The organism is Lysobacter sp. Root667 (assembly GCF_001427715.1).
Taxonomy (GTDB): domain Bacteria; phylum Pseudomonadota; class Gammaproteobacteria; order Xanthomonadales; family Xanthomonadaceae; genus Lysobacter.
This window is the reverse complement of sequence record NZ_LMHF01000006.1, coordinates 19,841-33,114: the sequence shown is the minus strand read 5'-3', so window position 1 is coordinate 33,114 and position 13,274 is coordinate 19,841. Positions and strand designations below refer to the sequence as shown.

Here is a 13,274-nt window from a genome sequence, read left to right as displayed (position 1 = left end):
CTCGGGCCGGACCGGCAATGCGCCGAGCAACACCTCGATCTCGGTCAACATCGTGCATCCGTACAAGGGCGACCTGATCGTCGACCTGATCGCGCCGGATGGTTCGGTCTACAACATCCATAACCGCAGCGGCGGCAGCGCCGACAACGTCACCGGCACCTTCATCAAGGACCTGTCGACCGAACCGCTGAACGGTACGTGGAAGCTGCGTGCCGCCGATCGCGCCGGCGCGGACGTGGGCTACATCGATACCTGGAGCATTACGTTCTGATCGCGTTTCCGTTCGGCACACGCAGCGCACGCGTTGCGTGCGCCGGACTCCGACAGCGATGTACCCCGGACCCCGGCTTCGGCCGGGGTTCTTTTCGATTCAGACTGGCGCGCGTAGCTTTCGTAGCAGACGCAACCCCATCGGCGCCGTCCCCGCGTTGATACGCGTTGATAAGGGAGTACCGATGAAATCACCGACCGAACAGGAGTCGTCACCATGGCCTCGCGCTTCCGCCGTTTGCTGCTCTCGACCGCCGCGGCGGTCCTGTCGCTGGGCATGACCGCCTGCATGGCCGCCGGCCCCGCCCACGTCGGCGAACTGCAGGGCGACGGCCCGTACCAGCAGTTCATCGTCAAATACCGCGACGGCAGCGCGCCGGCCAGCCAGGAAGCCAGCGTCAAGGCCCGGCTGGACCGCACCGCCGGCAGCAGCGGCCTGAAGAGCGGCGCCCGTGCGGTCCGTCTGGAGCACAAGCTGCGGCTGTCGGTCGCTGCCGACGTGTTCCGCGCCGACCGCCCGCTGAGCAAGGCCGAGGCGCAGAAGCTGATGCAGGCCTTCGCCGCTGATCCGGATGTCGAGTACATCGAGATCGACGGCATCGTGACTACGATGCCGGTGGGCACCGGCGAGATCCGCTGAGCCGCCTGCTTTCCTGTCCCTCCCTGTGCTTTCTGTAGGAGCGGCGTAAGCCGCGATGGGAATGAAGCGGCGGCGCAGTTCGGTCTAGCGCAATCGCGGCTTACGCCGCTCCTACAGGGGGGGGCGGGCGGGTGTTAGGCGGGTGCGTCGACCCTGTATATCGCCGTTTATTCCAAGCGACCGGCTGATCCTGTGCGGTGAATTTGGAGGGCGGATAGTTAGGGCAGCCGGCCCCGCCGGGCGCTTCCGGGCCGGATAGGGCCTCGAACCCAGCCAGCCGCCGCGCAACGCCGGCGCGATCCCCGAATTCTCCATAGAAAACGGCCACTTGGGATGGGTTCGCGGACCTTGCGCCGCAACTCGATGTTGCGGTGCCGCATTTAACCGTGTCAATTTCACGTGAAAGCGGTTACCGGGAATATTTGTGACGTTCATCACAAATATCTGTGCCAAGTAGGTGGATTTCCTGGTTGCGGCCTGGCTGGAAGGTCGACTAGCGTCACTTTGCGGACACATTTTGTCACTTGGTCCGTACACAACCGTCTGAGCATCGGGTCGGGGCAAGTCCTCCGGCCACGCAGAGCCTCTGACGGTTTTTGCCGCATCCAGCGGCTTATTCCAGCTTCGGGGGTTTCACAGATGTCTCAGCTGTCCTCGCGCCGCATTCGCGTGCACGCACTGGCCGCCGCCACGGTAGCCGTACTGGCGTCCAGCGCCATCGCCGCTCCGGCGTTCGCCGCCGGCCGCGTCAACCTTGCCGGCCTGCAGTCTTCCGAGAAAGTTCAGCGCTTCATCGTCAAGTACAAGGACGGCAGCGCGCCGGCCACCAACGCCACCACCCTGCAGCGCACCCTGAGCACGGCCGCCACGACCGCCGGCGCCGGCAAGGCCCTGGGCATCCGCTCGCTGCGCCGCACCGCGCTGGGCGCCGACGTCGTGCGCAGCGATCGCGCGCTCGACCGCGCCGAAGCCGAATCGCTGATGCGCCAGATCGCCGCCGACTCGAACGTCGAATACGTCGAAGTCGACAAGCTCAACCACGCTTTCCTGACCCCGAACGACACCCGCTACAGCGAACAGTGGGGCTATTCGGGCACCTACGGCATCAAGGCCGACCAGGCCTGGGACGTGACCACCGGTACCGGTTCGGTCGTGGCCGTGCTCGACACCGGCATCACCAACCACAGCGATCTCAGCGCCAACATCCTGCCGGGCTACGACTTCATCATCGACACCACCGTGTCGAACGACGGCAACGGCCGCGACAGCGATCCCAGCGATCCGGGCGACTGGGTCAGCGCCAACCAGTGCGGCGGCACTCACCCCGCCCAGGGTTCGAGCTGGCACGGCACCCACGTGGCCGGCACCATCGCCGCGGTGACCAACAACGCCAAGGGCGTGGCCGGCGTCGCGCACGGCGCCAAGGTCGTGCCGGTGCGCGTGCTCGGCACCTGCGGCGGCTACGACTCCGACATCGCCGACGCGATCATCTGGGCCTCGGGCGGCACCGTCAGCGGCGTGCCCGCCAACGCCAACCCGGCCGAGGTCATCAACCTCAGCCTCGGCGGTTCCGGCGCCTGCGGCACCACCACCCAGAACGCGATCAACAGCGCGGTCGGCCGCGGCACCACCCTGGTCATCGCCGCCGGCAACGACAACGTCAACGTCTCCAACGCTTCGCCGGCGAACTGCAACAACGTCATCGCCGTGGCCTCGATCACCAGCACCGGTGCGCGTTCGAGCTTCTCCAACTACGGCGCGCTGATCGACATCGCCGCTCCGGGCTCGAACATCCTGTCGACCCTCAACAGCGGTTCGACCACGCCGGGCGCGGAAACCTACGCCTCCTACAACGGCACTTCGATGGCGACCCCGCACGTCGCCGGCGTCGTGGCGCTGATGCAGGCCGCCGCCACCACGCCCAAGACCCCGGCCGAGATCGAATCGATCATCAAGGCCAACGTCACCGCATTCCCGTCGACCCCGTCGCAGACCATCGGCCCGGGCATCCTCAACGCCAAGGCCGCGGTCGACGCCGTCAACGGCACCACCCCGCCGCCGACCGGCGTGCTGACCAACGGCACCCCGGTGACCGGCCTGTCAGGCAGCGCCGGCACCGAGCTGCGCTATACCCTGGTGGTGCCGGCAGGCGCCAGCGCCCTGAAGTTCGTGACCGCCAGCGGCAGCGGCGATGCCGATCTGTACGTGAAGTTCGGCAGCGCGCCGACCACGTCCAGCTACGACTGCAAGTCCGAAGGCAGCACCAATGCCGAGACCTGCAACATCGCCACCGCCCAGGCCGGTACCTACCACGTGCTGGTGCGCGGCTACTCGACGTTCTCGGGCCTCAGCCTGACCGGCAGCTACACCACCGGCGGTGGCGGCGGCACCCAGACCTACAGCAACACCACCGACTACACCATCAGCGACAACGCCACGGTCGACAGCCCGATCAAGGTGGACCTGGTGGCTCCGGACGGTTCGCTCTACAACATCCACAACCGCAGCGGCGGCAGCGCCGACAACGTCAACAAGACGGTCACGCTGAACCTGTCGACCGAAGCGCTCAACGGCACCTGGAAGCTGCGCGTCAACGACAACGCCGGCGGCGACACCGGCTACATCAACAGCTGGAGCGTCACGTTCTGATCCATACATTCTGATTCATGCGTTGCGATCGATAAATTCGCCGGCACGGATGCCGCGAACGCTCTCTCCGACCCCGGCTACGGCCGGGGTCTTTTTTTGCGCGCGCGATCGGGTACGCGATCGGTGGACGCCTTTACACCAAGTCGGCGTACACAAAAATGACTGGAATCGATTACTGGTCATATGCATGACGAGCATCACGGATGCGGTGTCGAATCGCGTCGAATCGCGCTTGTTCCACCGCGGGTGCGCGCTTAGCGTCGTGACGGGCGAAAAGGGGTTCGCCCTGTTTCATCGTTCGAGCGCATCGCCGGCACATCGCGCGCTGCGGCATTGCCCGTGTCAAACACGTATCAACTCGCCGGACCTGCCGACGCCGTCGGCCGCGTTCCTACCGATTGATCCGCGCTCGCCATCGCAGGCCGCCACGGCCGGCGATTCAGAGCGGCGAGCCGGTCATGCCCTCTACTACGGATGGAGAGAGACTCATGAAACGAATGTACGGTTCCCTGGTCCTGCTGGGACTTTCCACGCTCGGCGCCGCCATGGCGGCGCCAGGCGCGCGTCCCGCGGCGTTCGACCACAGCCTCACCGCGCTCGACCGCGTCGAGATGCGCACGATGCAGGCGGTCGACGTGCCGGCATTGCAGGCCGAGGATCGCCAGCGCGAAGCGCACGATCTGCCGCCGCGTTACGCGCAATCGCTGTCCGTCGACCTGACCCCGCTCAATTCGGGCGTGTGGGAGGAAGTCGGCAACGACATGGTCTGGCGTCTGCGCGTGCAATCGCGCGGCGCGCTGTCGCTGAACTTCGGTTTCAGCGAATACAACATGCCCGCCGGCGGCCGCCTGCTGGTGTATCCGGCCAACCTGACCCGCGCCGCCGCCTCCGATCCCTCGGCGGTGCGCGTATACACGGCCGCCGACAACGAAGCCCACGGCCAGCTGTGGACGCCGATCGTCAACGGCGCCGAAGCGGTGATCGAAGTGGTGGTGCCGCGCGATCAGGCCGGCCAGCTCAAGCTGCGCCTGGCCAAGGTCGGCCACGACTACCGCGGCTTCACCCGCATGGCCCAGCAGCTGCAGTCCGACATGGTGACCGCACAGGGCACCTCGGGCAGCTGCAACGTCGACGTGGTCTGTCCGGAAGGCGACGCCTGGCGTCCGCAGATCCGCTCGGTCGCGGCGATCTCCACCGGCGGCAGCCTGTTCTGCTCGGGCAGCCTGCTCAACAACGCCGCCAACGACCACAAGATGTATTTCCTGACCGCGAACCACTGCGGCATCAGCGCTTCCAATGCGGCCTCGCTGGTCACCTACTGGAACTACCAGAACTCGACCTGCCGCGCGCCCGGCAGCACCCAGAGCGGCCAGAACGGCGACGGCTCGCTCGCCCAGACCCTGACCGGCGCCTTCCACCGTGCGTCCAACGCCGCGTCCGACTTCACCCTGGTCGAACTCGACGACGCCGCGCCCGCCGCCTACAACCTGTACTGGAACGGTTGGGACGCGCGCAGCGGCGATTTCAGCGGCGCCACCGGCATCCACCATCCCAACGTCGCCGAGAAGCGCATCAGCCACGGCACCAGCGCGACCCGCACCACCAGCTATGGCGGCGCCAATACCAATCCGACCTCGCCGGGCGACGGGTCGCACATCTTCGTGCGCTGGATCCCGGGCATCGGCGTCACCGAGGGCGGTTCCTCGGGCTCGCCCTTGTTCAGCCCCGAGAAGCGCGTGATCGGCCAGCTCCACGGCGGCCCGTCTTCCTGCAGCGCGGCCGACAACGCCAAGGCCGACTACTACGGCCGCATCTCGGTGTCCTGGGCCGGCGGCGGCAGCAACTCCACCCGTCTGAGCAACTGGCTCGATGCCGGCGGCAGCGGCGTGCAGTTCATCGACGGCCTGGACTCGTCCGGCGGCGGCAACGTCGCGCCTACGGCGAACTTCAGCTTCACCACCAGTTCGCTGACGGCGACCTTCACCGACAGCTCCACCGACAGCGACGGCACCATCGTCTCGCGTAGCTGGAACTTCGGCGACGGCGGCACCTCGACCGCGACCAACCCGACCCGCACCTATGCGGCGACCGGGACGTACACGGTCACGCTGACGGTTACCGACGACGACGGCGCCACCAACACCAAGACCGCGTCCGTCACGGTCGGCAGCAGCGGCGTGCAGACCTACACCAACGGCACCGACTTCGCGATCCTGGACAACGCCACGATCAACAGCCCGGTCACCGTCTCCGGCCGCACCGGCAACGGTCCCAGCAACGCTTCGATCTCGGTCACGATCACCCACAGCTACAAGGGCGATCTCAAGGTCGATCTGGTCGCGCCGGACGGCACGCTCTACAACATCCACAACCGCACCGGCGGCAGCGCCGACAACGTGATCGGCACCTTCACCAAGGACCTGACCAGCGAGCCGCTGAACGGTACCTGGAAGCTGCGCGTCAACGACAACGCCAACGCCGACACCGGCGTGCTCGACACCTGGAGCATCACGTTCTGATGCAGCACCGTCCTCTCCGGCTTCGGCCGGAGAGGACACGCCCTCGAAGGCCTTGGCCGGAGAGGACACGCCCTCGAAGGCCTTGGCCGGAGAGGACACGCCCGCGGGAGCGTCGATCCCGAACCCGGTACGTCCTCCCGCTCCCGCGCCCCACGCGCAGGGGCGGGAGCCCGCGTGCCTGAGCATTCGATCGAGCACGACCCACCCAACCCTATGGATCGGCCCAGGCCGATCGATCGGCACGTTCGCAGCGGGCCCGAGCCCGCACGCCAGGAGACCGCCATGCGCCTCGCCCACGCCGCCTTGCTGCTGCTCGCCTTCGCCGCCGCGGCCCCCGCCGCCGAAGACGAATCGGTATTCGTCACCGCTCATTACCGCGACCGCGCGCAACTGCAGCGCATCGCCTCGCGCTTCCAGCATCTGATCGTCGACCGCGAAGCGCGCACCGTGCGCGTGGAGGCCATGCCCGAGGACATCGCCGCGCTGCGCAGCGCCGGCTTCCGGGTCGAAGTCGACGCTACCGCGACCGAACAGCTGCGGCGCATGCAGTCGGCGATGGCGAAGGCGCCGCTGCTGGGGCCGGCCGCGATCCCCGGCTACGCCTGCTATCGCACGGTCGAAGAGACCTACACCACCATGGACGACCTGGCCGCGACCAAACCGAACCTGGCGCGCATCGCCAACATCGGCCCGAGCTGGCAGAAGAGCCGCGACGCCGCCACCGGTTACGAGATGAAGGTGCTGCGGCTGAGCAACACCGCCACCGACGCGGCGCTGCCGAACAAGCCGACCATGGTGGTGTTCGGTTCCATCCACGCCCGCGAGTACACCCCGGCCGAACTGCTCACGCGCTTCGCCGAATGGCTGGTCAACGGCTACGGCAACGACGCCGAGGCGACCTGGCTGATGGACAACTTCGCCTTCCAGCTGGTGCTGCAGGCCAATCCCGACGGCCGCAAGAAGGCCGAGGCCGGCGCGTCCTGGCGCAAGAACACCGACAACCTCAACGGCAGTTGCAGCGCATCGTCCTACGGCGTCGATCTCAATCGCAATTTCCCCTTCCACTGGAACAGCGCCGCCGGTGGTTCCAGCGGCAACGCCTGCGCCGAAACCTATCGCGGCCCGGCCAGCTCGTCGGAACCGGAGACCCAGAACCTGGTGCGCCTGGTCGCCGGTACCCGCAACGCCAGCGGCGTCTACACCGGCGGCCTGTTCCCGGACCGCCGCGGCGACGCGATCGGCAGCGCCGCGCCCGACGACTACCAGGGCCTGTTCTTCGACATCCACAGCTATTCGCAACTGGTGCTGTGGTCCTGGGGCGACACCACCACGCCGGCGCCGAACAGCGCGCCGCTGCAGACCCTGGGCCGGCGCCTGGCCTACTTCAACAACTACCGTCCGCAGCAGTCCAACGAGCTCTACGCCACCGACGGCACCACCGACGACACCATGTACGGCCTGCTCGGCGTGCCCAGCTACACGATCGAGCTCGGTGTGGCGTTCTTCGAAAGCTGCTCGACCTTCCAGAGCTCGACCTTGCCCAACAACCTGCGCGCGTTGCGCTACGCCGCGCGCAACCTGTACGCGCCGTACCAGTATCCGTCCGGGCCGGATACCCAGACCGTCGGCGCCTCGGCCGCGAGCGTGCCGGCCGGAACCCCGGTGACGATCACCGCGACCGTCAGCGACGCGGCCTACAACCAGAGCAACGGCAGCGAGCCGGTGCAGAACATCGCCTCCGCGCGCGCCTACCTCGACGCGCCGCCCTGGGCCGCCGGCGCGGTGCCGATAGCGATGAACGCCAGCGACGGCAGCTACAACGCCAGCACCGAATCGGTGACGATCGCGGTGCCGACCACCGGCCTCAGCCCCGGCGCGCACATCGTCTATGTCCAGGCGACCGACGCCGCCGGCAAGCCCGGCACGCCCAATGCGGTGCGTTTCACCGTCACCGGCAGCGGCGGCAACGCGCCGCCGGTGGCGAACTTCAGCGCTGCGGTCAGCGGCCTGAGCGTGGCCTTCACCGACAGCTCCAGCGATGGCGACGGCAGCATCGTCTCGCGCAGCTGGAACTTCGGCGACGGCAGCAGCTCGACCGCGACCAACCCGAGCAAGACCTACGCCGCCGCCGGCACCTACTCCGTCACGCTGACGGTGACCGACGACGACGGCGCCACCAACACCAAGACCGCAGCGGTCATCGTCGGCACGTCCGGCGCGCAGACCTACAGCAACGGCACCGATTACGCGATCAACGACAACGCCACCGTCGACAGCCCGATCGCGGTGACCGGCCGCACCGGCAACGCGCCGAGCAACGCGTCGGTGACGGTGAACATCCTGCACAGCTACAAGGGCGATCTGAAGGTCGACCTGGTCGCGCCCGACGGCACGCTCTACAACATTCACAACCGCAGCGGCGGCAGCGCCGACAACGTGGTCGGCACGTTCATCAAGGACCTGAGCAGCGAGCCGCTCAACGGCACCTGGAAGCTGCGCGTCAACGACAACGCCAGCGCCGACACCGGCACCCTCGACAGCTGGAGCATCACCTTCTGACCGTGCACCCGCGCCGTTCCGGCCGCGGCCGGAGCGGCGTCGCCGCATCGTCGCCCGCGCGGCCGGGGCGACCCCCGGTTCCGGCCGTTCTTCCGTCGCGCCCCTCGCTGCTCGATCCCGGGCGCATCCACCAGGAGTCGCACCCATGCACGCCGCTGCTATCAAACCCGCTTCTATCAAGCCCGCTTCCGCCCCGTTGCCCGCGCTGCTCGCGCTGGCCCTCGCCCTGACCGCCGCACCCGCGCTCGCGCAGACCGCGCACGACCACGAGCATGTCCGTCCCGCCGACGCCAGCGACGATCCGTTCGCGCCCGTCTATGTGGTCACATCGCGCGAAACCTTCGATGCCGGGGTCAAGACCCTGGCGCGCCAATCCAGCGCCGTAGTCGGCGCCACCGGCGCACCGTTGGTGATCTCGGAAGTGAAGACCCATCAACTGACCGACATCACCCGCCACGTGCACGAGAAGGAACGCCGTTGCGGCGGCTACTTCGCCTTCTCCAGCCGCGCCGAAGCCGAAGCCTTCGTGCGCAGCGACCGCAGCGCGCAGGCGATGGCCGGCAAGTTCCTGGCCGCCTACACCATCGACAACCAGGCCACGGTCACGCCCTGGCTGGGTCAGGTCGGCGAGAGCAACATCCGCTCCACCATCAGCCACCTGTCCACCCAGTACCCGAACCGCTACTACGCCTCGACCACCGGCCGCACCTCGGCCGAGTGGATTCGCAGCACCTGGCTGGGCCTGGCCAACGGCCGCAGCGACGTCAGCGCCGAGCTCTACACCGGTTGCACGACCTGTTCGACCCAGCCTTCGGTGATCCTGACCATCCAGGGCACCGATCTGCCGAACGAAGTCGTGGTGCTGGGGGCGCACCTGGATTCGATCTCCAACTCCGGCAGCGGCAACGCCATGAACGCGCCCGGCGCCGACGACGACGCCTCCGGCATCGCCACCCTCACCGAAGTGCTGCGCATCGCCATGGCCAGCGGCTACAAGCCCAAGCGCACGGTCAAGTTCATGGGCTACGCCGCCGAAGAAGTCGGCCTGCGCGGTTCCAAGGCCATCGCGACCTCGTACCAGAGCCAGGGCGTCAACGTGGTCGCGGCGCTGCAGCTGGACATGACCAACTACCGCACCAGCTCCGATCCGCACGTCAAAGTGATCACCGACTACTCCAACGCCGGCATGGTCCAGTTCCTGCAGGACCTGTTCACCTCCTACATGGGCGGCAGCGGCCTCAACCTGGTCACCGAGGCCTGCGGTTACGGTTGCTCCGACCATGCCTCCTGGACCGCGGCCGGCTATCCGTCGGCGATGTATCACGAGGGCCGGCTGTTCCCGAACCTGCACACCTCCGGCGACACCCTGGCCAACATGGGCAACTCGGCGACCAACAGCGTGCCGTTCGCGAAGCTGGGCCTGGCTTTCCTCGGCGAAGCGGCCAAGACCGCGAGCGGGGGCCCGGGCAACAACGCGCCGGTGGCGAACTTCAGCTCCTCGGTTTCGGGCCTGACCGCGACCTTCAGCGACAGCTCCAGCGACAGCGACGGTTCCATCGTCTCGCGCAGCTGGAACTTCGGCGACGGCAGCACCTCGACCGCGACCAACCCGAGCAAGACCTACGCCGCCGCCGGCACCTATACGGTCGCGCTCACCGTCACCGACGACGACGGCGCCAGCAACACCAAGACCGCATCGGTCACGGTGAACGGCAGCGGCGTGCAGACCTACAGCAACGGCACCGACTACGCGATCAACGACAACGCGACCGTCAACAGCCCGATCTCCGTGACCGGCCGCACCGGTAACGCGCCGAGCAACGCGTCGGTGACGGTCAACATCCTGCACAGCTACAAGGGCGATCTGAAAGTCGACCTGGTCGCGCCCGACGGCACGCTCTACAACATCCACAACCGCAGCGGCGGCAGCGCCGACAACGTGATCGGCACCTTCACCTTCAACCTTTCCAGCGAAGCCCTCAACGGGACCTGGAACCTGCGCGTGAACGACAACGCCAATGCGGACACCGGCCGCATCGACAGCTGGAGCATCACCTTCTGAGGCAAGGGCAGGGCGGGCCGCCGCGGCGGCCCGTCCCGCGTGCGCGGTGCGAGGGCCGTTGAGCCACTAGCCTCTAGGCCTGATCGACGAGGCATGCAGCCTAGCCCGAAAGCCCTAAATCTCCGTACTGGACCAGGACTTGCTTGATGGACAGCATGCCGCTGCCTAACGCATCGAGCCGCGAAGCGGTTTCGGTTTGAATGAATTGTTAGGTGCCATCTGTCGGAATATGAAGCGGTTGGCACACATTGCCGACTTTAAGCGACAACAGTCGATCCGTTGCCAGCGCGAACAGCTTGGCGCCAATGTGGTCGGCATCTGGACTGAGGGTGGCAGCGGCAGGGAGATAGATAACCTGTCCGTTCTCCGAGACGCTGCCTGAGCCGACAGGAGCTCCAGCGATCACGAAAATCTGCACGGTACGCGGGTCGTTATCCGGAAGAGTCTCCAGCGTTGCGTCCGGGGTGACCATGGGCTGGATGGACTTTAGCAACGCAACTCGCTCCGCCTGGCAATCAATCGAGGAGGTTGATGGAGAAGGCGGAGTTCCAGCGCCCGTGATGATCAACGCTACGAGTATCAGTGTGGTCATTGCGGCACCTGATGTTTGAGTGGGCCCAACTGCGGTACTGACATGGATCTCATGCCCGTTCCGCGAATTTTTACGGTCGCGGAGATTTCTATTGCTGGATTCTGGAATATGCCCGGCAGGGCAGAGCTGTCCCTCGATCCGAAAACGGGGTGTGACTCGGGTTTTGGCAAGCCGACCAAGGCTTGTCAATCAAACTGTTCCTGCCCATCGCAAAGGTTTGCAGCAAGAATAAAGCGCCGCTTATGCGCGATCTGCGCGCGCATCTCGCTGCGAAAAAACGGCCGTATCGGATTCGTTCCGCGCCGACGCTGGGGCAATGTGAGCGTGCGGCTCAGATCGCCTCGAAGCGATTGGCGGCGACGTTCTTGCGCACCTTGTTCGGGTCCCAGATCAGGCCGTTCATGGCGATGTACACACCCGGCGGCAGCGACTGCACCGCGCCGACCGCGCAGCCGACGTTGAACTCGGCGTCCGAGCCGCGGAAGCGCGCCGGGCTCAGCGCGCCGGTCAGGACGATGGTCTTGTCGGTCAGCGCGGCCAGCACCTTGGCGGTCTCGACCATGGTGTCGGTGCCGTGGGTGATCAGCACGTGCTTGGCCGGCTGCGCGGCGATCGCGGCGCGGATCAGCTCGCGGTCGTCGTTGGTGATGTGCAGCGAGTCCTTGCGGATGATCGGGATCACGTTGAACTGGAAGGTCACGCCCAGCTCGCGCAGGATGCCGCCGATCTGCGGCTCGCCGATCTGGTAGTCGGACTTGTCGTCGAAGTAGATCTTGTCGATCGTGCCGCCGGTGGTGACGATGCAGAGCTGGTCCATCGAAGCTGGGTCGCGAGGCTGGGGTCCGCGCAATTATAGGCCCGCGCACCGTCACCCTGTGGGAGCGGCGTGAGCCGCGATCGAAGGTCCGCGCCGTGGCGCAGCCGCGCGGGTGCCCGATCGCGGCTTACGCCGCTCCCACAGACAGCGCGGCGGTTGCCGGCGCAGGAGTAGTGCGTTCAGGCCGCGGGCTTGCCGCCGAACCGCGACTTCAAACCCGGCAGGCTCGCGGCGAACACCACGATTACGGCCAGGATCAGTTCGGCCCAGGCGTACAGGCGTTCGGGCGGGCGCGAATAGGCCACCATCACCCCATGGCTGAACCAGGCCAGCGCCAGCACCGCCGACCAGAAGCCGGCGCGCGGGTTGCCGCGCAGCACGCCCAGCGCGAGCCAGGCCGGCGGCAGCGCGAACACCGCCAGCGCGCCCCAGGCCGGCGGCGTACGGCCGCCGAACCACAGCGCGAACAGCGCGACCAGGCCGATCAGCGCCAGCGCCAGGACCTTGCGCGGCAAGCTCATCGGCTCACCTTGAGGGTCAGTTCGGCCACGCGCCGGCCGAGCACGCGCGCCAGCCGCGCCTCGTCCTCACTGGGCTGCGGGTCGTCCTGGCTGCCGGCGACGTGGCTGGCGCCGTAGGGCGTGCCGCCGCCGCGGGTGCTGCTGAGCGTGGGTTCGGTGTAGGGAATGCCGAGGATCACGCAGCCGTGGTGCAGCAGCGGCACCATCATCGTCAGCAGGGTCGATTCCTGGCCGCCATGCTGGGTCGCGGTCGAGGTGAATACCGCGGCCGGCTTGCCGACCAGGGTGCCGCTAGCCCACTCCGCGCCGAGGCCGTCCAGCCAGTGCTTCATCGGCGCGGCCATGTTGCCGAAGCGGGTCGGGCTGCCCAGGACCAGCCCGGCGCATTCGACCAGGTCGCGCGATTCCACATAGGGTGCGCCATCTTCGGGCACCGGCGGTGCCGCGGTCTGGGTCACGGCGGCGACCGGAGGCACCGTGCGCAGCCGCGCCTGCACGCCCTCGACCTCGCCGATGCCGCGCGCGATCTGGCGCGCCAGCCGCGCCACCGATCCGCCGCGGCTGTAGTAGAGCACCAGAACTTCGGTCATCGCATTCTCCTGTTGCGGGTAAGCATAGTGGCTGCGCGGCCGCGCTTGCGAGTCG

10 protein-coding genes and 1 pseudogene are annotated in these 13,274 nt (G+C 67.3%); 7 read left to right on the top strand and 4 right to left on the bottom strand.

What is annotated here, in order from left to right; all coding sequences use genetic code 11:
* The 7 genes and pseudogenes from ASD78_RS03590 to ASD78_RS03565 all read left to right on the top strand — a co-directional run.
* The coding region (locus ASD78_RS03590; RefSeq protein ID WP_200944122.1) for a proprotein convertase P-domain-containing protein at positions 1-271 on the top strand (271 nt) is incomplete at its 5' end.
* A 216-nt stretch (positions 272-487) separates the two neighbouring features.
* A complete protein-coding gene (locus ASD78_RS03585; RefSeq protein WP_055900770.1) occupies positions 488-910 on the top strand; it encodes a hypothetical protein in 423 nt (140 codons plus the stop codon).
* A gap of 639 nt (positions 911-1,549) precedes the next feature.
* Positions 1,550-3,277 (top strand): annotated as a pseudogene (locus ASD78_RS03580) (S8 family peptidase); the annotation flags it as partial.
* Positions 3,278-3,367: 90 nt separating this feature from the next.
* A complete protein-coding gene (locus ASD78_RS21385; protein ID WP_055900773.1) occupies positions 3,368-3,559 on the top strand; it encodes a proprotein convertase P-domain-containing protein in 192 nt (63 codons plus the stop codon).
* Between the two features lie 488 nt (positions 3,560-4,047).
* Positions 4,048-6,078: a proprotein convertase P-domain-containing protein gene (locus ASD78_RS21740; protein ID WP_162250123.1), complete on the top strand. Its 2,031-nt coding sequence runs from the start codon at positions 4,048-4,050 to the stop codon at positions 6,076-6,078.
* Positions 6,079-6,360: 282 nt separating this feature from the next.
* Positions 6,361-8,637: a M14 family zinc carboxypeptidase gene (locus tag ASD78_RS03570; RefSeq protein ID WP_056098436.1), complete on the top strand. Its 2,277-nt coding sequence runs from the start codon at positions 6,361-6,363 to the stop codon at positions 8,635-8,637.
* Between the two features lie 145 nt (positions 8,638-8,782).
* A complete protein-coding gene (locus ASD78_RS03565; protein WP_082575412.1) occupies positions 8,783-10,699 on the top strand; it encodes a M20/M25/M40 family metallo-hydrolase in 1,917 nt (638 codons plus the stop codon).
* A gap of 208 nt (positions 10,700-10,907) precedes the next feature.
* Here the strand turns inward: ASD78_RS03565 and ASD78_RS20465 are convergent, their stop codons facing one another.
* The 4 genes from ASD78_RS20465 to wrbA all read right to left on the bottom strand — a co-directional run bounded on the left by ASD78_RS20465 (position 10,908) and on the right by wrbA (position 13,219).
* The gene (locus tag ASD78_RS20465) at positions 10,908-11,291 is read right to left on the bottom strand and encodes a hypothetical protein (RefSeq protein ID WP_156087561.1); all 384 of its coding nucleotides are present in this window, start codon (positions 11,289-11,291) and stop codon (positions 10,908-10,910) included.
* A gap of 331 nt (positions 11,292-11,622) precedes the next feature.
* On the bottom strand, positions 11,623-12,108 hold the full coding sequence (locus ASD78_RS03560) for an asparaginase domain-containing protein (RefSeq protein ID WP_055900785.1): 486 nt from the start codon (positions 12,106-12,108) through the stop codon (positions 11,623-11,625).
* 179 nt (positions 12,109-12,287) lie between these two features.
* A complete protein-coding gene (locus ASD78_RS03555; RefSeq protein ID WP_056098432.1) occupies positions 12,288-12,629 on the bottom strand; it encodes a DUF2069 domain-containing protein in 342 nt (113 codons plus the stop codon).
* Entirely contained in the window at positions 12,626-13,219 is a 594-nt protein-coding gene (gene wrbA, locus ASD78_RS03550; protein WP_055900791.1) for an NAD(P)H:quinone oxidoreductase, read from the bottom strand. Before wrbA ends, ASD78_RS03555 begins: the two co-directional genes overlap by 4 nt.
* Positions 13,220-13,274 lie beyond the last annotated feature (55 nt).